Raw genomic sequence first — 23,654 nt, forward strand, 5'->3', positions numbered from 1 at the left:
CTTTTTCTACCACAAAAGTCACAAAAGTTTTTTATGTTTTTAGATACTTGACATATAAGTCAAACGAGTCTTTAATATAATAAGTTGTAATTACTTTCAGATATAAAAGTGCGCATCAGCAGGTCTTAAATTTACGAACGAAATCTTAATAATCTTAACGCTTTAACCCAAAAACTTAATGGTGAAATTTTTGTGCAAAAGTGTCATTCGTGAAATCATTGGTATATTTGTGTTTAATATTTTTTAGAAATAAAATCGATTAAAAAATTATTTCGCAGCCAGTTTCTCCTCAATCACAACTAATGCAGATTTTACATCGCGCATTTTCTCCATGGATTCCGCATCGATTTCAATATCAAAAACTTCTTCTACGTCTAAAACAACATCTACCAAATTAGCCGAATTGATGTTCAGATCATTGATGAAATCTGTGTTTTCATTAATAGTATTTAAAGCTTCCTCATTTTTGACATAAGGTTTTACGATTGATTTTAACTTTTGAATAGCCTCTTCCTTGTTCATATTTTGTAATTGAAATTTATTAAGAATATTTTTTAAAGATAACACATCCGTTAACGTCGCCAAAACCAAAACTTACCTTCGCAGCAATATTTATTGCTTTTTCTAAAAGTTGCTGCGGAATACGATCAGTATTAATGATTGCCGTAATTTCGTGATTCAAATCTTCGCAATTGATATTGGGAGCGACAAAATTTTCATTCAGTTGCAAAATCGCCGCAACGGCTTCAATACTCCCTGCCGCAGAAAGACAATGGCCTGTCAAAGCTTTGAGAGAATTGATATAAGGGAAATCTTTACCCGAACGGTTTAAAGCTTCGGCTAAGTTTTGAATTTCGGTGCTGTCTTTTGAAGTTGCGGTTAAATGTCCACTGATAAAATCGATGTCTTTTGCTTCAATTCCAGAATCTAAAATTGCATCTTTTACACATTTTTGAACGGCAGTAGAATTCGGAGCAGTCATACTTCCGCCACCGCGTTGACCGCCGCTGTTTAGATTTCCTCCTAAAATTTCGCAATAAATTTTTGTATTTCTTGCTAAAGCAGATTCTAAATCTTCCACGACCAAAGCACCAGCGCCACTTCCGGGAACAAAACCTGCAGCGGATGCACTCATCGGACGAGAGGCAGATTTTGGATTATTATTAGATTTAAAATTGCAAACTTTGATCGCATCAAAACCTGCCCAAATATACGGTCCGGAATCGCTCGTACTTCCGGCTAATATTCTTTTTGCTTTTCCCGCTTTTATGCGGTCGAAAGCCATTAAAATACTTTCTGTTCCTGTTGTACACGCAGAAGAATTGGTGGTGACTTGATTTCCTAAACCTAATTTTCCACCAAGATAAGCGCTGATTCCGCTGTTCATCGTTTGAGAAACGGCGGTACTTCCCAATCTTCTTGTTTGAAGCGCATCAATTTTATAAATACTTTCTCGAAATTTTTCAATTCCAGAAGTTCCAGCACCAAATATAGTTCCGCTATCCCAATCCGGATTTTCACCGGCTGAGATTTCTAAACCTGCGTCTTTCCAAGCATCTAAACCTGCAATAACGCCATACATAATTCCGGTCGAATTGAAATTTCGTAATTCTAAATCAGTGAAATATTGGTGTAAATTATTTTTATCAATGGGCGGAGTTCCGGAAACCTGACAGGAAAACTGCAAATCGGCCAATTGTTGATCAAACTGAATTCCAGAACGACCTTCTTTTAAAGCTGATTTAAAATCTTCCAAACCAACGCCATTCGGTGCAACGACACCTAAACCTGTTATGACTACGCGGATTTCTTTCATTGTTTTTACACTAATTTATATTACTATTTTGCACACAGATTTCACAGATTAACACAGATTTTCTAAGTATTGAATCTTCGTAAATCAATGCAATCTATGCGGTGTTTTACTTAATATCTATTGCTATTTTTCACACAGATTTACACAGATTCCACAGATTTTTAAACTGCTGCATCCGTGAATATCTGTGGAATCTGTGCGCGACATTTTGCGAAACTTGTACTATTAAAAACTATTTAATAATTCCCGCCATTGTTCCTTCACAAACGATCTCTGATTTTTCATTCAACATTTTCACTTTGCATTTTAACTTGTTAAATCTAAAATATATTTTCTCTGAGATTACAGTAACTTTTTCACCCGGAAAAACGGGTTTTAGAAATTCGATTTCAGTTGCAGTTAAACCGATCTGACTTTCTTCAGTCAGATCATCTCCAACCAGAAAAATACCTAAACAAACCAATCCGATTTGTGCCATGGTTTCGGTTAAGATAACTCCTGGTGTAATTGGTTGAGTTTTAAAATGACCTTTATAAAAATCTAAATCTTCTTTAAAAGTAAAAGTTCCGGTCACGCCATTTTCATCAACGCTAACCAAATCATCCACAAATAAAAATGGAGTAGTGTATGGTAGTTTTTCTAAAATTTCTGCAATATTCATTTAACTTAAATGTTCGCCACCATCGACGGGAATTACACAACCATTAATCCAAGCGGCTTCATCCTGACATAATAAACTCACCACATTCGCGACATCTTCGGGCGTTGTTAACCGTTTAAAAGGATTGCGCTTTTTAGTATGTTCTTTTATTTCTTCACTTCCCGGAATCATTTGTAAGGATCTTGTATCAGTAACTCCGGCTTGAATACAATTTGATCTTAAACCAAAAGGTGCAAATTCTAAAGCGATATTTCTGGAGATTGCTTCCAAAGCTGCTTTTGCGGCAGAAACTGCTCCATAATTATTGATAGGTTTTGAACTTCCTTCACTTGTAAAAGCGAGAATTCTTGCGTCTGCTGCAAATAATTTTTCATTGAATATTAATTTCGTCCAATCGTATAAACTTGTTGCCATCGCCTGAAGCGTGATGCAGAAATCATCGGTCGAAAGACTTTCGCTTTCTGAGCCGATCATTGGTTTTAAATTTCCTTTAGCAATGCTGTGCAAAAGACAACGAGTTTTTCCAGCTGAACCTAAAGCGGTTTTTAATTCTGTTAAAATATCCTGTTGATGTTCTGGATTTAAAACGTCTTTATTTAAACTTAAAAACTGAATATTTTGATTTTTAATTAAAGTAAATTCTTCATTGATACTTTCCATTTCCGCACGAGAACTACGGTGAATAATACAAATATTCATTCCTTCGGAAGCTAATTTTTTTGCAGAAGCTAATCCTAATCCTGAACTTCCACCCAGAATTAAAGCCCAATAATTGGTATTTTCAAATCTTCTTACCATTGCAATAAAACTCGTTGTGCAGAAAATCCAGGTCCGAAACTTAACATTAAACCTTTCTCACCTTTCTGCGGTTTTTGATTTATAATTTCTTCTAAAACATAAAGCACTGTCGCGCTCGACATATTTCCATACAGTCTTAAAATCTCTTTCGTCGTATCAATGTTTTTACCCAAATCAGAAAATAAACCTTCTACCATTTGAACGATTTTCTTTCCACCTGGATGAAAAATAAGATAATCAATATCTTTAATTTCTAAATTTTGTTTGGCTAAAAACGGATGAATAATATTTGGAAAATGTTCGCCAATTGTATCAGGAACCTCAATATCTAAAATCATTTGCAATCCAGAATTCGTCAGTTTGAAACCCATCATGTGTTCATTGTTGTAAAAATGATACATTTCTTCCGCCAGAATTTCCGGACCTTCTGCGTTTTCTTCTGATGATAAAAGCACACATGCCGCGCCATCGCCGAAAATCGCTGCACTCACAATATTTGCCATTGAGAAATCCTCCAATTGAAAAGTTGCGGTCGGACTTTCTACTGCGATCACAGCAGCACGTTTCCCCGGATTTGCCTGCAAAAAATTTTTGGCATAAATAATTCCAGAAACGCCGGCTGCACAACCCATTTCGGTAACGGGCAAACGAACGATATCCTGGCGTAAATTTAATTTATTAATGAGATAAGCATCAAGCGAAGGAATCATAATCCCGGTACAACTTACGGTGATAATATAGTCCAATGATTGTGGATCCCAATCGGTTTTTTTCAAAGATTTGTCCAAAACTTGTTCGCCTAAAATAACGACTTCACGGGCATAAATATCATTTTTATCTTCAAAAGATGTTGCAGTGAAAACTTCGGCCGGATCCATAATGGAATACCTTTCATCAACTGCGGCACCTTCAAAAATCTTTTTGACTTTCCGTACAAAGCGGCTTTCCTGACCTGCTAACCAAAGATCAAGAAATGGTAAAACTTCAGAAGTTTTTCGGGAATATTTTGGAAGTTGCTTGGCAACCGTAACTATTTTTACACTCATATACTGAATATGTTTTACCACAAAAGTCACAAAAGAGGAATGATGATAACTATTATTAAAGAAGTTTACAAAAGAGAAAATTTATTAATTTTAGTCAAGATTTGTGCACTTTTGCAATGATATATCATTCAGCTTGCCATTCAAAAACTTATATGTCTTTTGTGGTTTTAATTTATTTATTAATGATCCATTGGTAGCGGAAAGCCCACTTCCATTTGATGCTGTATTTTTTTAGACCTAATTGTTTTGAGAATTTCTGTAGATCTTCTTTTTTGAAACCTCTTAAAATAGAAATCAGTCCGTCATTCGCGGTCATTTTTTCTAATCTGAAAATAAAGATAATCATTTGAAACAAGCGATAGGCTAATTTACTTCGCTGTAAATCATTGACGACGATTCCTTTTTTGACCAGATTTAAAATAACACGCAGTATTTTTAGAATTTCATCATCTTTGAAATGATGTAAAGTCAAAGTGATCAAAGCGATATCGATTTTATATTTTGAGAAATCGTAAAGAAAAATATCTTCGGCGAGATAGGTAATATTTTTAAAATCGGTTGAACATTTTTCAGCGTGGCGAATCGTCGCTTCGTTGGCATCGATGCCGATCAACTGAAATTTTAGATTATTTTGAGTTCCAAATTTTGAAAGCATTCGAAGCATATCGCCACTTCCACAACCAAAATCCATAATGGTGATGGTTTGGTCTTTTCGAAGATCTTTAATTAAATGTTGAACGCCTTCTAAAGTCACAGCGTTTCCACCGAGCAATTGATTAATTCGCGCAATGTCATCCAAAGCGGTGACCAACCCTTCATTATCCATCGAAAAATCATCCATCGATTCTTCAAGATCTGTTCTGTACGTGGTATCTAAAGCCATTAATTTTGAGTCATTTTGATTTCTTTTCCGTGAGTTTTTCTAATGATGATCGGAAGTAGGAAAGGAAGATAAGTTATTAAATTAGTCAAAACTTCAGAGAGTTTTGAATGTTCTAAAATACTACCTAAAATTCGGCCATACCATAATCTTTGTTTGAAGTTTTTATTCCAGTTTGCAGAATAATTCTGTTCCATTTGCTGACGGGAAATTTCACCTTTTAAAAAACTAATCGTTTGTTCTGAAGCTAACTTAGCACTATGAATCGCCATGGCCATTCCGTTTCCACATAAGGGATGAATTAGTCCTGCAGTATCGCCCATCATTAAAATATGATCTTCGACGTTTTCTTTTTTTTCAAAACAAATCTGACTGATCGTCAAAGGTTTTTCAAAAACGGATTTAGAGTTTTCTAAAATGTTTTTTAAATGAGGATTTTGAGAGATTACTTTTTGCTGAAACTCTTCAATGTTTTTAAATTTCTTGAACGATTTAAAATTAGTCAAATAACAGATATTGAGCAAATTATTTTCAACTTTTGAAACACCGCAATAGCCGCCTTTAAAATTATGTAAGCCAACAACATCATCCGGAAAATTTCCTTTGTAATGAGACTTCACCGCTAACCAAGGCGATTTCTGTTCGATGAAATCCCGTCTCATTTTTACATCTATATTGGATCTTTTTCCAAATCCACCCAAAACGACTTTCGAGGTCAAAATTTTTCCGGAAGCCAAATGAACTTCAAAAAGGTCATCTTTAAAAATAACCTCATTCACTTGATCTTCGATAATATCACAGTTTTGAGCTAACGCTTTTAAATAAAGTGCCTGATCCAAAGTATAACGGCTGATCCCAAAACCACCGAGTGGAAGTTTCGTTTCTATGGTTCTTCCAGACTCTGATGAAAATTGTAAAAATGTAATGTGGGTCGGTTTTAAATCCTCAATATCTACGTTAAGCCATTTGAAATAGGGAAGGACTTCATTGGAAATATATTCGCCGCAGACTTTATGTTTTGGATAGTGATTCTTTTCAATAACTATGACTTCAACTCCCATTTTTGAGAGGTGAATCGCGCTTGTTAAACCTGCCAAACCGCCGCCAATAATGATGACTTTGGATGTTGTAATTGAACCGTCCAATTTTTTATTAAAAGTAAAGAATATAAACCACAAAAGTCACAAAAGTTTTGGCGGTCTAAAAATCATTTTTAAAAAGAGCATAGAATTTCTAATCAATTTTTTGCCACTTCTGCTTTTCCATTATAGCGCGAACGGCTGCGTAAAACTTTACTAGCCCTAGAGAACCGCGCTCACCATAATCGTAGATGGTTTTAGTTTTTCCGTTATCGTACACTACTTTAATTTCTGTGGCAGGACAATCAGAACAGTCAATGAAATATTTCTCTTTTAAATTTTTGAAATCAATACCGTTAAGATATGAATCTAAATTTTCAAAATCCTGCTTATTATTTCCAAAGAAATTACCTTCTAAATTTTTATAAAATTTTGAATTTAAAATAATTGAATCTTTTTTTAAAGACAAAGTATAGTATACTCCAGGTACATAACCACCGAACTGGGTAAAAATGATTTCCGAAATTAAATGATTATTTTTTGTTTTAACAAATTCTGTAAGTTCATTATTTCTGATCATTAAAGTATCAAACTTCAAAATGTCATTTAAATCATCAAATCTTGGTTTGAAATTTAATACTTTAATTAAATTCTGATCATTATAATTTATTGTTTTGGCAGAGAAGATCGCGTACACGCCTTTCCTTCCTGAATTTAAAATTTTATATCCGTTGGAGGTACTTAGCAAAACAACACAATTCTTGGTATCGCCATCTGGATCAATATACATTTTGACAACGTTGCCAGAACTGTCTTTTGGATATTCCAGATTGACCAAATAATCCTGTTTTCCATCCTGATTGAAATCGGCTTTATAGATTGGTTTTAGATTTTCTTTCGCAATTATTTTTCTAAAAGATTTAATCGAATCAATGAAGTTTTCACCGGTCCAAAAATCTGTTTTTAATACCAGATCCTTGTAATTTTTATCAGCATGAATAATTTCTAATATTTGTTGGTCTGTCAGATCTTTTTTCTCACACGATAAGATCAGAAACAGACCCAAAAACAGAATAATGAATTTCATAGTTAAATTATAGAAAAGAAAGATACAAATTTAAACAAAGCAAAAAACCTCACGTTTCCGCAAGGTTCAATTATAATTAATTACTTGTGTTCTCATCAACACATTATCTCATCAACACATCATCAAATCAAATCTTCTCATTCTTAATCTCCTCCACAATCTCTGGATTCAAAAGTGTAGAAGTATCTCCGAAATTAGCAAAATCACCTTCCGCAATTTTTCTCAAAATACGACGCATGATTTTGCCGGAACGTGTTTTCGGCAAGGCAGAAACAAACTGAATTTTATCCAGTTTTGCGATCGGTCCTATCGTATCTGAAATCACTCCGTTTATTTCTTTTCTCAAATTATCTTTATCACGTTCCTCACCGCTGTCTTTCAGCATTACGAAACCATACAGCGCACTTCCCTTCACATCGTGCGGATATCCAACGATCGCAGATTCTGCCACAGCTGGATGTTGATTAACACTATCCTCAATGGGTGCAGTTCCCAAATTATGACCGGAAACAATGATCACGTCATCAACACGTCCGGTGATTCTGTAGTAACCAACTTCATCTCTCAAAGCGCCATCTCCCGTAAAATATTTTCCAGGGAAAGCCGTGAAATAAGTTTCTTTATATCTTTGATGATCTCCCCAAATCGTACGCGCAATTCCGGGCCACGGAAAACGAATACAGAGATTTCCATCAACCTGATTTCCGGTAATTTCGTTACGTTTATCATCCATTAAAACGGGCTGAATTCCCGGCAAAGGCAACGTCGCGTAAGTCGGTTTTGTTGGCGTGATAAAAGGCAAAGGCGAAATCATAATTCCACCCGTTTCAGTTTGCCACCAAGTATCAACAATTGGACATTTTTTCTTGCCAACATGATCGTTATACCAATGCCACGCTTCATCATTGATCGGTTCACCAACGGATCCAATCACTCTTAAACTAGACAGATCATGTTTTTCCACCCATTCGTAAGATTCTTTTGCCAAGGCACGAATTGCGGTCGGAGCCGTATAAAATTGAGTTACTTTATGTTTTTCAATAACTTTCCAGAAACGATCGGGTTCAGGATAAGTCGGAACTCCTTCAAAAATAACGGTCGTCGCACCATTTGCCAACGGTCCGTACAAAATGTAGGAATGTCCCGTGATCCAGCCGATATCCGCCGTACACCAGTAAATATCATTCTCTTTATAGTTGAAAACATTTTTAAAAGTATAAGCAGTGAAAACCATAAATCCTGCCGTCGTATGCAACATTCCTTTCGGTTTTCCCGTCGAGCCGGAAGTATATAAAATAAACAAAGGATCCTCCGCATCCATGATCACTGAAATAAAATCAGAAGGGGCTTTGTCATAAAGTGGAGCCAGCCAAATATCCCGTCCTTTTTTCATTTTCACTTCGCCGCCAGTTCTTTTCACCACCAAAACTTTTTCAACAGTCGGACATTTATCTACGGCTTCATCGATGATTCCTTTCAAATCAATGGATTTTGCACCACGGAAACTTCCATCGGAACAAATGATCACTTTCGCACCACAATCATTCACTCTGGATTCTACAGCATTGGCAGAAAATCCCGCAAAAATTACGGAGTGAATCGCACCCAATCTCGCACAAGCCAACATCGTAACCGCCAGTTCCGGAATCATCGGCAGATAAATACAAACCCGATCGCCTTTCTCCACGCCTAAATCACGCAGCACATTGGCCATTTTGCAAACGCGATCGCGCAACTCTCTGTACGAAATATGTTGCGCCTCTTCTTTCGGATCATTCGGTTCAAAAATAATCGCCGTTTTATCGCCACGTTCATTCAAATGCCGATCAATACAGTTTTTGGTGATGTTCAGTTTTGCATTTTTAAACCACTCAATTTTCGCATTTTCCATATCGTAAGAAACCACTTTCGACCAGCGTTGGTACCACACAAAATTTTCATCAGCAACCTTATCCCAGAATTTTTTCGGGTTTTTAATCGATTTTTTGTACTGTTTAAAATAGTCCGGCAAATCGTCTATCACATAATTTTTCATAATATTTTATTTTTTTTAATTCTAATTTTATTCAGGAGCCAGGAACCTGCTATCCGCTCATACTCCTCACGCCCAAGCTTTTCCCAACGCCTGTTGTGGGGTAACCGCTTCTATCAGGGCTAGTTAGTCGCGGAGATTGTTTTTTAAAGTTACTTTAAAATTTACAGATAGCATTAATTTAATATGTACAAAATAAAATTATCATTTTTTAAATAATTATAGTCGCTTTTGGAAATTGCTCATAAACGTCATTATAATAGTCATTTGTGTAATTTAATAGAGAGCAGATAGTGTTTTTTTTTCTCTTTCATCACCCCAAATGAAAAAATCAATTTTTCATTTCAAAATAAAATTATATCTTTGCATCTAATGAAAAGAACATTTCCATTAGACAATTTACATAAAGGCAGTAATGCCGATATTCACGATATTTATTAGCAAAACGAAGCTCCATTGGCTTCGTTTTTTTTTGATTTAAAAACTAAAATTATGCTCAGAACTGCCGACTTATCCGTAGAAAAAATCAACAAATTGCTTCAGGAAGCCGACGAATTTTCCAAAGGGAAAGTTTTGAAAGCCAAAACTGAAATTTATGTTTCCAACCTATTTTTTGAAGACAGTACCAGAACAAAAACAAGTTTTGATGTCGCTGAAAGAAAGTTGGGACTCAATGTTGTTCCCTTTGATGTTTCTGCAAGCTCTGTAAATAAGGGAGAATCTTTATATGATACGGTTAAAACGCTGAAAAGTATTGGAGTTGATCTTTGTGTGATCCGACACAAAAAAGAGAAATTTTATGATGATTTTAAAGGAATTGATATTTCTATCATCAATGGTGGTGATGGTACTGGAAATCACCCATCGCAGAATCTTTTAGATTTAATGACCATTGAGCAGGAATTTGGCAAATTCACAGGACTGAAAGTTGGTATTGTAGGTGATATTAAACACAGCAGAGTTGCAAATTCTAATGCAGAAGTTTTAAGAAAGCTCGGAGCAAAAGTGTATTTCTCTGGACCGGAACAATGGTTTGACGAAGGCACGATAATTAACGGAACTTATCTGTCAATAGACGATTTAATTAAAGAAGTAGATGTTTTAATGCTATTGAGAATTCAACATGAAAGACATGATAGTGATGAGAAACTAAAGTTCTCTACAGAAAAATACCACCGACAATTCGGTTTAACAAAAGAGCGGGAGCGCGCAATGAAGAAGAATGCAATCATTATGCATCCGGCACCTATCAACAGAGGTGTAGAGATTGATGATGAGTTGGTAGAATGTAAACGTTCCAGAATTTTCAAACAAATGGAAAATGGGGTCTTCGCAAGAATGGCCATACTGAAAACCGCTTTGGAAACAAAAGGATTTGAATTCGTAGAAAAAAAGTAAGAATAAAAAATATAAATGAAAAAGAAATTAGTATTAGAATCTGGAGAGGTTTTCCATGGCAATGGTTTCGGAGCCGATCAGGAAATTGAAGGCGAAGTAGTATTCAATACGGGAATGACGGGTTATCAGGAATTAATTTCTGATCCTTCCTACTGCGGACAAATCGTTTGCATGACCTATCCTTTGATCGGAAATTACGGAATTAACCGTGATGATTATGAGAGTATAGAACCCGCAATTAAAGGTCTAATTGTAAAAGAAGTTTGCGATTTTCCATCGAATTTCCGAAACCAAATGACGTTGAGTGAGTTCTTTCAAAAAAGAAATCTTTCCGGTATTTCCGGAATTGATACCAGAAGATTAACACGTATCATTCGTAACTCAGGGAGTGTTAAAGCTAAGATTGTTAATGAAAACGCAGATGAGAATTCAGTTATAGCTAGCTTAAAAAACACCGAATTTAATACCGATCAAGTGGCACGAGTATCAACAAAAACCGCTTACGCAAGTCCTGGAAGAGGTTTGAAAGTTGTTTTGGTAGACTTCGGTTCAAAATTGGGAATTTTAAGAGAACTTACTCAAAGAGATTGCGATGTTACCGTAGTTTCGCACGATATCACTGCCGAAGAGATTCTATTAATGAATCCAGACGGAATCATGCTTTCCAATGGTCCCGGAGATCCACAAGATGTGAAAGGAGCAACCGAAATGATTCAGAAATTATTGGGTAAAGTTCCAGTTTTCGGAATCTGTTTAGGTCATCAATTAATTGCGCTTGCAAGTGGAGCCAAAACGTTCAAATTAAAGTTTGGACATCGCGGTGGAAATCACCCGGTTTTAGATTTGAAAACGAATAAAGTTGCCATCACTTCTCAAAATCACAGTTATGCTGTCGATCAGGAATCTTTAAAAAATACCGATTTAGAAGAAACGCACATTGCTTTAAATGACCGAACAAATGAAGGTGTAAAACATAAACTTTATCCTTGTTTTTCTGTTCAGCATCATCCGGAATCCAGTCCTGGTCCCGAAGATTCAAATTATTTGTTTGATGAATTTATTGAAATGATGGAACAGTTTAAAGTCAAAGATTCGTCAATTTAAGTTTAACAACTTTTATTATGAAAACCACGAATATCCAACTTTTTGAACAAAAACAAGTTCGTTCGGTGTGGGACGAGGAGCAAGAGAAATGGTATTTTTCAGTGCAGGATGTTGTAGAGGTTTTGACTGAAAGCAGCGATGTTAAACAATATATTAAACGCTTACTTTCAAGAGATGAATCTTTAAAATTAAACTGGGGTACAATTTGTACCCTAGTTGAAATGCAAGCTGCAGATGGAAAAAGACGAAAAATACAAGCGTCAGATACCAAAGGACTTTTAAGAATTATCCAATCCGTTCCTTCTAAAAAAGCAGAACCTTTTAAACTTTGGTTGGCTCAAGTCGGTTCAGATCGACTCGATGAAATGCAGGATCCGGAGTTAAGCATTAATAAAGCAATGCAGGATTATTTGAATTTAGGATATTCCGAAAATTGGATTAATCAAAGATTAAAAAGTATTGAAATCCGAAAAGAATTAACAGATGAATGGAAACGTCTTGGAATGAAAGGAGGACAACAATTCGCCGTCCTAACAGATATCATCACTAAAGGTTGGAGTGATAAAAACACCAAAGAATACAAAAAACACAAAGGTCTTAAAAAAGAAAATCTTCGGGATAATATGACCAACACCGAATTGATTCTGAATATGTTGGCAGAAGCATCTACGAAAGATATTTCGCAAGCAGTAAATCCCGAAACTTTTGATGAAAATAAAACCGTTGCACAACAAGGTGGAAATGTTGCAAAAGTAGCAAGGCTGGAATTAGAATCTAAAACCGGTAAAAAAGTAGTGAGTGATTTATCTGCGAAAAAAATGTTAGAAAATAAACCTAAAAAATAATTTAAAAGTATATAATCTTCACTTTTAAATCAAAGTAAAAAAAATGAAAAGAACCGACATAAAAACAATTTTAGTAATTGGCTCTGGTCCCATCATCATCGGACAGGCCGCAGAATTCGATTACGCAGGAACTCAGGCTTGCTTATCTTTAAGAGAAGAAGGTTACAAAGTAATCCTCATCAACTCTAATCCGGCAACGATTATGACCGATGTAGAAATTGCTGACAAAGTTTATATCGAACCGATCTCTTTGGAATTCGTAAGTCATATTATACGCAAAGAAAGACCAGATGCGCTTTTACCAACGTTGGGCGGACAAACCGGATTAAACATGGCAGTAGAATTGGAAAATTCTGGAATTCTTGAAGAATGTAAAGTGGAAGTTTTAGGAACTAAACTTTCGGCCATTAATCAAGCTGAAGACCGTGATTTATTCCGGAATTTGATGCGGGAATTAAAAGAACCCGTTCCGGATTCTGATATTGTAAATAATGTTCAGTCTGCGTTGGAATTTGCTCATAACATTGGTTATCCTGTGATTGTTCGTCCAGCATTTACGATGGGAGGAACTGGTGGTGGAATTGCAAATAATGATGAAGAACTGAAAGAGATTACAAGTTTCGGATTAAAATATAGTCCAGTTCGCCAGTGTTTGATCGAGAAATCAATTGCTGGTTTCAAAGAGATCGAATATGAAGTAATGCGCGACAAAAACGACAATGCAATCGTTGTCTGTAATATGGAAAATATTGACCCGGTTGGAATTCATACTGGAGATTCAATCGTAGTGGCGCCTTCGCAAACGCTTTCTGATAGAGAATACCAAATGTTGAGAAACTCTTCATTAAAAATTATTCGTGCTTTAGGAATCGAAGGTGGATGTAATGTTCAACTGGCTTTGGATCCGAATTCTTACGATTATTATATCATTGAAGTAAATCCAAGAGTTTCCCGTTCATCAGCTTTAGCAAGTAAAGCAACCGGTTATCCGATTGCGAAAATTGCCGCTAAAATTGCGGTTGGTTTGACTTTAGATGAAATTATGAATCCAGTGACAGGAAAAACCTACGCATGTTTTGAACCCGCTTTGGATTATGTAGTGACGAAATTCCCACGTTTTCCTTTTGATAAATTTGAAACTGCTGACCGACGACTTTCTACCCAAATGAAAGCGACTGGTGAAGTCATGGCAATCGGTCGTAATTTTGAGGAATCTTTGCAGAAAGCAATCCGTTCTCTGGAAACTGGTTTAAGACATATCGGCCTCAAATCAAAAGATGCTGCAGCTTTAACCGACGAGGAAATCGAAAGAAGAATAAGAGTTTGTGATGATGAGCGTTTGTTCATTATTGGTGATGCTTTACGACGAGGTTACGACTGGGAAAAAATAGTAGAGTGGAGCAAAATCGATAAATTCTTCATTTGGAAAATTAAAAAATTGATCGATTTCGAAAAGGTAATCGCTGAAAACAAATTCAATAAGGAAATTTTATTGGAAGCCAAGAAATTAGGGTTTTCAGATATGAGTATCGCCACTTTATGGGATTCTACTCAAAAAGAAATTTTTGAATACCGAAAAAATAACGGAGTGATGCCGGTTTATAAAATGGTTGATACTTGCGCCGCAGAATTCGAAAGTGAGACCCCTTATTTTTACGGGACTTACGAAGAAGAAAACGAAAGTGTTCCTTCTGATAAAGAAAAAATTATCGTTTTAGGTTCTGGTCCGATCAGAATTGGTCAAGGAGTAGAATTCGATTACGCGACAGTTCACTCGGTTTGGGCAATAAAAGAAATGGGCTACGAAGCAATTATCATTAATAATAATCCGGAAACTGTTTCTACCGATTTCTCGATCTCAGATAAATTATATTTCGAACCGATTACGGAAGAAGATGTGATGAACATCATCGAACTCGAAAAGCCAAAAGGCGTTGTTGTTCAGTTTGGCGGCCAGACCGCCATCAACTTAGCGGATAAATTAGCAGCACATGGCGTTCAGATCTTGGGAACCTCACTTGAAGATTTAGACCGTGCTGAAAATCGAAATAAATTTGAAGCTGCCCTTCAGGAAATGGGAATTCCGCAACCTTTAGGGAAAACCTGTTTTACGAAAGAAGATGCTTTGGTCATTGCCAATGAGATCGGTTTCCCGGTTTTAGTTCGTCCGAGTTACGTATTGGGTGGAAGAGCCATGGAAATCGTTTATGATGAACATGAACTTGATCATTATATGACGAATGCGGTGAAAGAAAATCCGGAACATCCAATATTGATCGATCGTTATTTGACCGGAAAAGAAGTTGAAGTTGATGCGATTTCTGACGGCGAAACGGTGGTGATTCCTGGAATTATGGAACATATCGAACGAGCAGGAGTTCACTCCGGAGATTCGATCGCGGTTTATCCACCTCAAAATATCAGCGCTGAACAAATTGCAACTTTGGTCGATTACACGGAAAGATTGGCGAAAGGATTGAACGTTATTGGATTAATGAATATTCAATATGTGTTATATCAAGGTGGAGTTTATGTGATCGAAGTGAATCCAAGATCAAGTAGAACCGTTCCTTTCTTATCAAAAATTACGGAAATCCCGATGGCGAATTTAGCCACAAAAGTGATCCTTGGACAGAAATTAAAAGACTTAGGTTACAAAAACGGATTGGCTCCAGTGAAAGAAGGAGTTTACGTGAAAGTTCCCGTCTTCTCTTTCTCAAAATTAACGAGAGTTGATATTTCCCTCGGACCAGAGATGAAATCGACTGGCGAAGTAATGGGGAAAGATACCACGCTTGAAAAAGCATTATACAAAGGTTTAATTGGCGCCGGAAGAAAAGTTCCTTTGCATGGTGCGATTCTGTTCACTGTTGCCGATAAACATAAGCCAGAAGCTTGTGAATTGGCGAGAAGATTCCAGGAGATTGGATTTAGAATTTGGGCAACCGAAGGAACTGCCAATTATTTTGAAGAACATGGCGTTCGCACTAAAATAGGTTACAAAATTGAAGAGAATCCAGAAATAAATCTGATTGATTTAATTCAAACCGGAAAAGTTCAATACATTGTAAATACCATGACCAAAGGTAAACAATCCGAAAGAGATGGTTTCCAGATCCGAAGAACTTCTGTAGAAAACGGCGTTCCGTGTTTGACTTCAATGGATACGGTGGAAGCGATTTTAAAAGTGATTGAAAGTATGAGTTTTAAAATGGAGAAGATGTAAATTATTCAAACCTTCAAGGATTTAAAATCCTTGAAGGTTTAGAAAATAAAAGAAAGGCGAAGAATTATTCTTCGCTTTTTTTGAAACAAATTTTAGATTAGCAATTCTAAGAACTTTCCTAATCTGTCAAAATTAATATTTCGAAAAAACAAATCTAACCAAAAAATCATTTTATATATTTGAAAAAATTTAGCTAAAATGGATGTTAAAACCATTAAGAAATACATCAAAGATAATAGCAATCCTAGCTCCAGAAGCAATTCTTATTACGTAGATCCTAAATTGATTAGCCATTCTAACTCCCATTTTGAGTTTACTTATGATGGAAATTCTGGATATGATTATCAAATTTTAGTTGATTTTCAAAACGGAATAGAAACTTCCTGCAATTGTCCTTATAAAAATAATTATCCGGGAATTTGTAAACATGTCATCGCTTCTTTGAATACAATTATTGTTAATTATGCAGATCAAATTGTAAATGCCATCACGACTGGTCAAAATGTAGATTTATTTGGAAATATTATTCCCGCAAAAAATATTCAAATAAAAAAAACAATTCCAGAAATAAAGTATCAGTCTGATAAAATTTTTCTACCAGATGCAATAATTACGGATGAGATTATTGAAGAATGGACTGTACAGCCTGATAATCGATATAAAGGTCCAGATGAACTTCAAATTGTTGAAGTTGATAAAAATGAAGTCCATTTTCAATTAAAAGGTTGGTACAGCTATAATCAGATTTTGAAATTTGATCTCAAAACAAATTTCATAGATTTTAAATGCAGTTGTGCTAAACATAAAAAGATGTGTGAACATTTGGCAACAGCATTAAAAAAAATTGTAGAAGTTTTTGGTAATGATTTTTTCACCGAAAATTATTTTCAGAAAAAAATTGAGAAAATTGTGGTTGAAAATGGTTTTTCGCTCGATGAAGATTACCATTCTATTTTCAATTTTCAATTGACCTCAAGAGGTTTTCAGGCAAGTTACAAAGTGGATAATTTAGTTTCAGGTTCTCGAGACATTTCCATTTTGATAGAGAACGATTTAGATGATATGTCAATCAAACTACCCGAATTTTCCAAAGTGGTTAATGATTTTGGTTTGGGTGTTTTTTTTGAATTTTACCGAAAAACCTTTACCAGAACAAACCTTTTTCAAGCAAAATATAACAAAACCAGAACCGATTTTTCTTCTTCTGTAGTTCCAATTAATTCCAGCAATTTTGAGGACGCTTTGATGGTTTATGATAGCGCAGAAGAGCAAACACTTATCTTAAAATCCATCCAAATTGATCGAAGTTTGGCAAAGTTTAAGATTTCTAAAGATATTCAATACCTAAAGAAAGCCGTTTCTGCCAATGTATATTTTTTGAAATTGATAGAAAATAAATTCAATTTTATTTTTGATGGAGGCAAAAGTCTGGTTCGCAAAAACCTTACACAAGCAAAAATTGAAAATAAAGATATCAAATTATTTTTCAGTTTATCTGAAACGCCTTACTTCTATACTTTAAAAGCGAAACTCTGTATTGAAGATAAAAATTACAATTTAAATGCCGCAGCATTGCAGATTTCGCCACTTTATATTTTTTTGGATAATCTCATAATTCCGATTAGAGATGCAAAATTATCTGCTTATATTTTGCATTATCAAAAGTTTTCAGAAATTAGTTACCTCAAAAAAGATACTCCAGAATTTTTTGATAAAATCATCAAACCCTTATCTAAAAAATTCGAAATTCAGTCGACTGTTTTTAAAAAAAGCAAAGCGAAAACTGGCGAAGAATTATTAGAAAAACAAGTATATCTTACAGATCATGTTGGAGAATTTATCGTTTTTAAACTGGCGGTGAAATATAAAGATCAATTGGTAGATGTACTTTCTACAGAGTTTTTATTTGATGAAAATCAGAAAAAATTATTGGAAAGAAATCAATCTTTTGAGGACAATTTTGTTGAGGAATTCCGGAGCCTTCATCCCAATTTTGAAACACAGGAAAATATCTTTTTTCTGACTCCCGAGGAACTTTTCGAAAACTATTGGATGTTACATTCCATCGAAAGAATGAAGCAATTAGGAATGACTGTTTTTGGCGCGAACGATTTAAAATCTTTTAAATTTAATTTGAATAAGCCCGTAATTCAAGTTAATTTAAAGTCGGATATTGATTGGTTTGATATCGAAATTGACATCAGTTTTGGCAATCAAAAAGTCAATATTAAAGAATTGCAAAAAGCATTTATAAAGAAATCAAATTATGTAACTCTGGGCGACGGAACATTAGGAATTCTCCCAGAAGAATGGATGAAAAAATTTGCAAACTATTTCAAAACTGGTGAAGTAAAGAAAAACGGAATTCAAATGTCCAATTATCAGTTCGGAATTATTGACGAATTGTATCAGGAAGTAGACACAAAACCTGATTTTCTGGAAGAATTGTACCGTAAAAAAAATCGTTTGCAAAACATCACTGAAATTGAAACAGTTGCGATTCCAAAAGGGATAAAAGCAAAACTTCGAGATTATCAACAACATGGTTTGAACTGGCTTGCTTTTCTAGACAAAAACCAATTGGGTGGCTGTTTAGCAGACGATATGGGTTTAGGTAAAACTTTACAAACCATTGCTTTTTTGCAACATTTGAAAGTAACAAATCCCAACATTCAGCCTTCATTAATTATTGCGCCAACTTCCTTAATTTTTAACTGGCGAAATGAAATAGATAAGTTTTGTCCAACCCTGAAAATGCTCACTTTTACAGGATTAAACAGACACGAAAACAAAGACGATTTTAAGAAATATGATGTAATCATTTCTACTTATGGTTCCTTATTAAATGATATTCAATTTTTAAAAGATTTTAAATTTCATTATGTCATTTTAGATGAAAGTCAAGCCATAAAAAATCCGAATTCTAAAAGATATAAAGCGGTTAGATTATTAAATTCTTACAATAAAATTGCACTTACTGGAACACCTATTGAAAATAATACTTTTGATTTGTATGCTCAACTCAATTTCCTAAATCCTGGATTATTGGGTAATATGACCCATTTCAAAAAGATTTTTTCAGATGCAATTGATAAAGAAAAAGATATTGCAGCATCGCAAATCTTGAGTAAAATTATTACGCCATTTATGTTGCGAAGAACCAAAGAACAAGTTGCCACAGAATTGCCGGAAAAAACAGAAAGCATTATTTTCTGTGAAATGGAAAAAGAGCAACGTGCAGTTTACAACACTTTCAAAGATAAATACCGTGATTATTTATTGAACAAAATTGATGAAAACGGGGTGGAAAAATCGCAAATGTATATTTTAGAAGGTTTAACTAAACTACGGCAAATTTGTAATTCGACTGCGCTTATTCCAGCGGAAGAGGATTTTGGAAATTACTCGGTAAAACTCGAAATTTTGATGGAAAATATCAAAGAAAAAACAGGAAATCATAAAATTTTGGTTTTTTCGCAGTTTGTAAAAATGCTTCAAATTGTAAAAACAAGACTAGAAGAAGATCAGATTTCATATGAATATCTGGACGGACAAACTACCAATAGACAAGAACGGGTAGAAAAATTTCAAAATAATGCCGATATTCGGGTGTTTTTAATCAGTCTTAAAGCAGGCGGAACTGGGTTAAATTTGACTGAGGCGGATTATGTTTTCATCATCGATCCGTGGTGGAATCCTGCGGTAGAAAATCAAGCGATTGATCGTTGTTATCGAATCGGACAAACCAAAAAAGTAATGGCGTATCGTATGATTTGTAAAGATACTATCGAAGAAAAAATTGTTTCGCTGCAGAAAAAAAAGGAAAATGTAGCTTCGAGTATTATTTCGATAGATGAGGAGAAAAAATCATTTGATATCAATGAAGTGAAGGAATTGTTTAGTTAATTTCCTTGAATGCTAATGCTTTAAAGTATAATAATCTACACTCGATATTTTTAGAAATAATGAATTCAACGCAGAATTACAATTATTAATATCCAGACAAAAAAGCGAAGAACAAATCTTCGCTTTTATATTTTAAAATAAGTTTTCTTTCTATATCGTGCCCATCACATACATTTCCTCCATAGTCGGGGTTGCGTTTCCACCTTCCTTTTCGAGAGTGATGGCGAAGGCTTGTGCATTATCAACTGATTTCATTTCTTGCACTGTCGAATCTGATTTCGCAGAATACATTCCCATATCTACAGGTTTACCATCTACAATCGCCCAAAGTTGATATTGTTTTCCAGTTGGTGCGGCCGGCAGATTTTTGATTTCCAGAAATACCTTTTTCGAAGTGTGCCAGTAAACATCTGCCAACATATTCGGATGATTTTCAACGCCTTTCAATTCAATTTTTTTTGAATTCATGATCATAGAGTTCATTTGTTCTAAATTGGAAACTTTGGTTGAAAGTTCAATGTTGTTTTGTGCAATTTTTTCTAACTGCGCACTTTTCGATCCAACTTCATAACCCATATAACCCAATCCGAAAAGTACAGCTACAGAAGCCGCTTTCATCCACATCGGGAAATTGGTTGCCGGAGTTTCAATCTTTTTTTTCTGCGTTAAAGGGATTATTTTTCCTCCAACTGATTCCAGATTTCCAAACTCAATTTTACTGCGGATCGCAGCTTCTAAATGAGCTGGAGGTTGAATGGCTTGACTTGTTGCTAATTGTTCGAAAATCTGTTGTACTTCAAAAACTGCTTGCATTACTTCCGCATTATTTTTCATCACACATTCCAAGATCGAAGATTCCTCCGGAGAAATATTCCCCGTTACGTATGCTTCGATGACGCCTGATGATATGTAAGTTTTTATATCCACTTTTATTTAATTAAAAAAAATAAAAAAATAAATTTAAATTCCTTTAAAATTTCTCGTAGTTCTATTAATGCAGCTCTTGTTCTTGTTTTTACGGTTCCGAGTGGTATTTGTAATTCTTCAGCTATTTCTTCTTGAGTTAATCCTCCGAAATAAGCTTTGTTAATAATTATTTTGTAATCATCTCGCAACGTATTTACCCGATCCTGCACTTCATTAAATTCATGAGACTGTTCCGTAGAAAGTCCTATACCATCATTTACGAAGTCTGGGATACTTTGGTTTTGTAAATCGTTCTGAAAAGATTTTGATTTTAATCGGTCAATAGCAGAATTTCTAGCGATATTCAGCATCCACGTGTATAATGAAGCTTTTGTAGCATCGAAACTTTTAGCAGAATTCCAGATTTTTACAAAAACATCCTGCAAAACTTCATTGGCTTCTACCTCATACCGAACGATTCTGATGATGACTCCATAAAGTGCACCCGAATAATTTTTGTATAAATAATTAAACCCTTTTTCATCTCTACTTAATAGTAAAGACAAAATTTGATCTGGTGAAAGGGTTTCTTTAATCAATAGTTGTATTCGACCTCAAAAGTAGTTTTTTTATTTAAGATATAAAACCAAAATCTCAAGTTCTCCGTATATCCTTGTATAATTAATAAAGAAATGAAAAATTTAATTAAAATATCAGCAGTCTTATTATTAGGAACCTTCGGTTTTCAAAATATGAATGCGCAGAAAATTCAGAAAGTGAATGGTAAAAATATCGTCAATCCTTTTTATTCCAGAACGGATACGAAGATTTTAAAAGTGAAGAATTCAGAATGGAAAAAAGTTTTGAACAACAATCTTTATTTGGTTTCCCGATTGAATGAAACTGAAATGGCAAATACCGGAAAGTATAATAAATTCGATGGTTTAGGAACGTATTATTGTGCGGCGTGTGGAAATGCACTTTTCAAATCTGATGCAAAATTTGCCAGTACATGCGGTTGGCCAAGTTTTTTTGAAACCATAACACCTAAGTCTGTTATCTATAAAAAAGACCTGTCTTATAATATGGTGAGACAAGAAGTGCGATGCGGAAGATGCGATGCTCATTTAGGTCACCTTTTCGATGATGGACCAACTGCGAACAAAAAGAGATTTTGTATGAATTCTATTTCCCTTGAATTTGAACCCATTGCAAAAAATTCTAAATAATTTCAATTAAAATAAATCCAAACCGAGTTTCAACTCGTAACTGATCATAACACAAACATAATAAATAACATTAAAACAATTTAAAATGAACTTTTCAAAAATCACCACAGCAGCTTTAGCTTTAACAATGACTTTAGCGATCGGAAACACCGCCAACGCACAGAAGATGGCTAAGAAAGAAAAAACAGTAATGGTTGGAGGAGCGCCAATGTACGCTACCAAAAACATTGTTGAAAATGCAGTAAATTCAAAAGACCACACCACGTTAGTTGCCGCTGTAAAAGCTGCCGGATTGGTAGAAACTTTATCGAGCAAAGGACCTTTCACGGTTTTCGCTCCAACCAATGCAGCTTTTGCGAAATTACCTGCCGGAACAGTAGAGATGTTGATAAAACCGGAAAACAAAGCAATGCTAACGAAAATATTAACCTATCACGTAGTTCCTGGAAAAATTTCTGGAAAAGACCTAATGACTTGGGTTAAGAAAAATAATGAAAAATACATGGCCAAAACCGTTCAGGGAGAAGAATTAACATTCTGGATGAAAGGTCAAAAATTATACGTTACAGATGCAAAAAACAATTCTGCCCAGATTACAATTGCAGATGTTAACCAATCAAATGGAGTTATACACGTAATCGATACCGTGTTAATGCCATAGTTTCATAGTTTTATTTTTAATGGTGCCACTTAGACTTCGGTTTAGGTGGCTTTTTTTGACCCTAAATTTATTGAATATTGAATTGCAATTTTTTATATCTTTAGTCTTTGTTAAAATTTTCTTCACTAATATAATTAAACTTATGAAAAAATTATTCGTTACTCTTTTCTTATCGTTTTCCCTTTGTGGGTTTTCGCAATTTAATGTTCCTACAGCTAGTCCGCGCCAGAAAGTAGAACAGCAATTCTCAATGACCAAAATTTCTGTTGATTACGGCAGACCTGGCATTAAAGGGAGAAAAGTTTTTGGTGAACTCGTTCCTTATGGAAAAGTTTGGCGTGCAGGTGCAAATAGTGCAACCAAAATAACTTTTGATCAAAATGTCAACTTCGGTGGGAAAGAGGTGATGGCAGGAACATACGGTTTATTCGTTATTCCTATGGAGAAAGATTGGAAAGTAATCTTAAATAAAGATGCCAATCAGTGGGGCGCTTATTCTTACGATGAGAAACTAAATATTGCAGACGTAACAGTTCCAGTTCAAAAATTAGCTGATAAACAAGAATGGTTTGAGATTTCTCTAAATCCAATTGATGCTCATTCTTCAGATCTGGTTTTTAAATGGGATATGACGAAAGTGGTAATTCCGGTAAAAGAAGCCAAACCCGAAATGGTTACAAAAATTATTGAGAAACTCAATGAAATTAAGCAGATTGAAAAAGATGCCGCAGCTAAAAAATAATTCAAAGTGAACTTCGGTTCACTTTTTTTATGGGATTACTTGTAGCGGTTATGATTGCTATATTTTCTAAAATTTAATCTTTCTTCTTTATAAAATGATAGAGAATATTCCAAAATGATTATTATCTTTGCGACACATCGGGGTGCCTTCTGGCTGAGATAATACCCGTATAACTTGCTCTGGTTAGGACCAGCGAAAGGAATGTAAGATCTTTTACAAAGAGATCCCGGTGGTAAAA

The 23,654-nt window shown here is 35.0% G+C and carries 19 protein-coding genes and 1 riboswitch; of the genes, 8 read left to right on the top strand and 11 right to left on the bottom strand.

Translation table 11 applies throughout. The annotated features are described in order from the left end of the window. Positions 1 to 267: 267 nt before the first annotated feature. From FNJ88_RS11905 to acs, 9 genes are all read right to left on the bottom strand, one after another. Complete coding sequence (locus FNJ88_RS11905; RefSeq protein ID WP_143853381.1) at positions 268 to 522, bottom strand: acyl carrier protein; 255 nt, start codon at positions 520 to 522, stop codon at positions 268 to 270. Between the two features lie 19 nt (positions 523 to 541). After that, positions 542 to 1,816 carry a beta-ketoacyl-[acyl-carrier-protein] synthase family protein gene (locus FNJ88_RS11910; protein WP_143853383.1) on the bottom strand — a complete coding sequence of 425 codons (1,275 nt, stop codon included), beginning with the start codon at positions 1,814 to 1,816 and terminating at the stop codon, positions 542 to 544. Between the two features lie 232 nt (positions 1,817 to 2,048). Continuing rightward, complete coding sequence (locus FNJ88_RS11915) at positions 2,049 to 2,477, bottom strand: 3-hydroxyacyl-ACP dehydratase FabZ family protein (protein ID WP_143853385.1); 429 nt, start codon at positions 2,475 to 2,477, stop codon at positions 2,049 to 2,051. Then, complete coding sequence (locus FNJ88_RS11920) at positions 2,478 to 3,275, bottom strand: SDR family oxidoreductase (protein WP_143853387.1); 798 nt, start codon at positions 3,273 to 3,275, stop codon at positions 2,478 to 2,480. Beyond that, positions 3,269 to 4,321, bottom strand: a complete 1,053-nt coding sequence (locus FNJ88_RS11925; RefSeq protein WP_143853388.1) for a type III polyketide synthase — start codon at positions 4,319 to 4,321, stop codon at positions 3,269 to 3,271. Before FNJ88_RS11925 ends, FNJ88_RS11920 begins: the two co-directional genes overlap by 7 nt. A gap of 172 nt (positions 4,322 to 4,493) precedes the next feature. Beyond that, the gene (locus FNJ88_RS11930; RefSeq protein ID WP_143853390.1) at positions 4,494 to 5,204 is read right to left on the bottom strand and encodes a methyltransferase domain-containing protein; all 711 of its coding nucleotides are present in this window, start codon (positions 5,202 to 5,204) and stop codon (positions 4,494 to 4,496) included. After that, on the bottom strand, positions 5,204 to 6,346 hold the full coding sequence (locus FNJ88_RS11935) for an NAD(P)/FAD-dependent oxidoreductase (protein WP_228414527.1): 1,143 nt from the start codon (positions 6,344 to 6,346) through the stop codon (positions 5,204 to 5,206). Before FNJ88_RS11935 ends, FNJ88_RS11930 begins: the two co-directional genes overlap by 1 nt. 88 nt (positions 6,347 to 6,434) lie before the next feature. Continuing rightward, the gene (locus FNJ88_RS11940) at positions 6,435 to 7,367 is read right to left on the bottom strand and encodes a hypothetical protein (RefSeq protein WP_143853392.1); all 933 of its coding nucleotides are present in this window, start codon (positions 7,365 to 7,367) and stop codon (positions 6,435 to 6,437) included. A 127-nt stretch (positions 7,368 to 7,494) separates the two neighbouring features. After that, positions 7,495 to 9,402 (bottom strand): acetate--CoA ligase, encoded by a 1,908-nt coding sequence (gene acs, locus FNJ88_RS11945; RefSeq protein ID WP_143853394.1) that lies wholly within the window; start codon positions 9,400 to 9,402, stop codon positions 7,495 to 7,497. Between the two features lie 489 nt (positions 9,403 to 9,891). Between acs and FNJ88_RS11950 the strand changes: the two genes are divergently transcribed. The 5 genes from FNJ88_RS11950 to FNJ88_RS11970 all read left to right on the top strand — a co-directional run bounded on the left by FNJ88_RS11950 (position 9,892) and on the right by FNJ88_RS11970 (position 19,878). Continuing rightward, complete coding sequence (locus tag FNJ88_RS11950) at positions 9,892 to 10,797, top strand: aspartate carbamoyltransferase catalytic subunit (RefSeq protein ID WP_143853396.1); 906 nt, start codon at positions 9,892 to 9,894, stop codon at positions 10,795 to 10,797. A gap of 15 nt (positions 10,798 to 10,812) precedes the next feature. Then, positions 10,813 to 11,901 (top strand): glutamine-hydrolyzing carbamoyl-phosphate synthase small subunit, encoded by a 1,089-nt coding sequence (carA, locus tag FNJ88_RS11955; RefSeq protein WP_143853398.1) that lies wholly within the window; start codon positions 10,813 to 10,815, stop codon positions 11,899 to 11,901. Positions 11,902 to 11,918: 17 nt separating this feature from the next. Then, the gene (locus FNJ88_RS11960) at positions 11,919 to 12,746 is read left to right on the top strand and encodes a BRO family protein (protein WP_143853400.1); all 828 of its coding nucleotides are present in this window, start codon (positions 11,919 to 11,921) and stop codon (positions 12,744 to 12,746) included. 43 nt (positions 12,747 to 12,789) lie between these two features. After that, complete coding sequence (gene carB, locus FNJ88_RS11965) at positions 12,790 to 15,972, top strand: carbamoyl-phosphate synthase large subunit (RefSeq protein ID WP_143853401.1); 3,183 nt, start codon at positions 12,790 to 12,792, stop codon at positions 15,970 to 15,972. A gap of 198 nt (positions 15,973 to 16,170) precedes the next feature. Next, positions 16,171 to 19,878, top strand: a complete 3,708-nt coding sequence (locus FNJ88_RS11970; protein WP_143853402.1) for a DEAD/DEAH box helicase — start codon at positions 16,171 to 16,173, stop codon at positions 19,876 to 19,878. A gap of 150 nt (positions 19,879 to 20,028) precedes the next feature. Here the strand turns inward: FNJ88_RS11970 and FNJ88_RS11975 are convergent, their stop codons facing one another. Both FNJ88_RS11975 and FNJ88_RS11980 read right to left on the bottom strand, forming a co-directional pair. Further along, positions 20,029 to 20,805 (bottom strand): anti-sigma factor domain-containing protein, encoded by a 777-nt coding sequence (locus FNJ88_RS11975; RefSeq protein WP_143853404.1) that lies wholly within the window; start codon positions 20,803 to 20,805, stop codon positions 20,029 to 20,031. Between the two features lie 2 nt (positions 20,806 to 20,807). After that, a complete protein-coding gene (locus FNJ88_RS11980; protein WP_228414528.1) occupies positions 20,808 to 21,350 on the bottom strand; it encodes an RNA polymerase sigma factor in 543 nt (180 codons plus the stop codon). 126 nt (positions 21,351 to 21,476) lie between these two features. Here FNJ88_RS11980 and msrB point away from each other — a divergent pair, with 126 nt between their 5' ends. The 3 genes from msrB to FNJ88_RS11995 all read left to right on the top strand — a co-directional run bounded on the left by msrB (position 21,477) and on the right by FNJ88_RS11995 (position 23,416). Further along, complete coding sequence (gene msrB, locus FNJ88_RS11985; protein WP_143853408.1) at positions 21,477 to 22,013, top strand: peptide-methionine (R)-S-oxide reductase MsrB; 537 nt, start codon at positions 21,477 to 21,479, stop codon at positions 22,011 to 22,013. A gap of 85 nt (positions 22,014 to 22,098) precedes the next feature. Beyond that, complete coding sequence (locus FNJ88_RS11990) at positions 22,099 to 22,674, top strand: fasciclin domain-containing protein (RefSeq protein WP_143853411.1); 576 nt, start codon at positions 22,099 to 22,101, stop codon at positions 22,672 to 22,674. 142 nt (positions 22,675 to 22,816) lie between these two features. Then, positions 22,817 to 23,416 (top strand): DUF2911 domain-containing protein, encoded by a 600-nt coding sequence (locus tag FNJ88_RS11995; protein ID WP_143853413.1) that lies wholly within the window; start codon positions 22,817 to 22,819, stop codon positions 23,414 to 23,416. Between the two features lie 128 nt (positions 23,417 to 23,544). Continuing rightward, positions 23,545 to 23,634, top strand: a riboswitch (TPP riboswitch). The last annotated feature ends 20 nt before the right edge of the window (positions 23,635 to 23,654 follow it).

It is taken from the genome of Chryseobacterium sp. SNU WT5 (genome assembly GCF_007362475.1).
GTDB lineage: Bacteria > Bacteroidota > Bacteroidia > Flavobacteriales > Weeksellaceae > Kaistella.

What these genes read in the sequence shown, in the direction of transcription:
- FNJ88_RS11915 (WP_143853385.1), bottom strand. Translation starts at nt 2,477, where the DNA reads ATGAATATTGCAGAAATTTTAGAAAAACTACCATACACTACTCCATTT.
- FNJ88_RS11950 (WP_143853396.1), top strand. Translation starts at nt 9,892, where the DNA reads ATGCTCAGAACTGCCGACTTATCCGTAGAAAAAATCAACAAATTGCTT.
- carB (WP_143853401.1), top strand. Translation starts at nt 12,790, where the DNA reads ATGAAAAGAACCGACATAAAAACAATTTTAGTAATTGGCTCTGGTCCC.
- acs (WP_143853394.1), bottom strand. Translation starts at nt 9,402, where the DNA reads ATGAAAAATTATGTGATAGACGATTTGCCGGACTATTTTAAACAGTAC.
- FNJ88_RS11990 (WP_143853411.1), top strand. Translation starts at nt 22,099, where the DNA reads ATGAACTTTTCAAAAATCACCACAGCAGCTTTAGCTTTAACAATGACT.
- FNJ88_RS11910 (WP_143853383.1), bottom strand. Translation starts at nt 1,816, where the DNA reads ATGAAAGAAATCCGCGTAGTCATAACAGGTTTAGGTGTCGTTGCACCG.
- FNJ88_RS11995 (WP_143853413.1), top strand. Translation starts at nt 22,817, where the DNA reads ATGAAAAAATTATTCGTTACTCTTTTCTTATCGTTTTCCCTTTGTGGG.
- FNJ88_RS11970 (WP_143853402.1), top strand. Translation starts at nt 16,171, where the DNA reads ATGGATGTTAAAACCATTAAGAAATACATCAAAGATAATAGCAATCCT.
- msrB (WP_143853408.1), top strand. Translation starts at nt 21,477, where the DNA reads ATGAAAAATTTAATTAAAATATCAGCAGTCTTATTATTAGGAACCTTC.
- FNJ88_RS11960 (WP_143853400.1), top strand. Translation starts at nt 11,919, where the DNA reads ATGAAAACCACGAATATCCAACTTTTTGAACAAAAACAAGTTCGTTCG.
- FNJ88_RS11940 (WP_143853392.1), bottom strand. Translation starts at nt 7,367, where the DNA reads ATGAAATTCATTATTCTGTTTTTGGGTCTGTTTCTGATCTTATCGTGT.
- FNJ88_RS11930 (WP_143853390.1), bottom strand. Translation starts at nt 5,204, where the DNA reads ATGGCTTTAGATACCACGTACAGAACAGATCTTGAAGAATCGATGGAT.
- FNJ88_RS11925 (WP_143853388.1), bottom strand. Translation starts at nt 4,321, where the DNA reads ATGAGTGTAAAAATAGTTACGGTTGCCAAGCAACTTCCAAAATATTCC.
- carA (WP_143853398.1), top strand. Translation starts at nt 10,813, where the DNA reads ATGAAAAAGAAATTAGTATTAGAATCTGGAGAGGTTTTCCATGGCAAT.
- FNJ88_RS11920 (WP_143853387.1), bottom strand. Translation starts at nt 3,275, where the DNA reads ATGGTAAGAAGATTTGAAAATACCAATTATTGGGCTTTAATTCTGGGT.
- FNJ88_RS11905 (WP_143853381.1), bottom strand. Translation starts at nt 522, where the DNA reads ATGAACAAGGAAGAGGCTATTCAAAAGTTAAAATCAATCGTAAAACCT.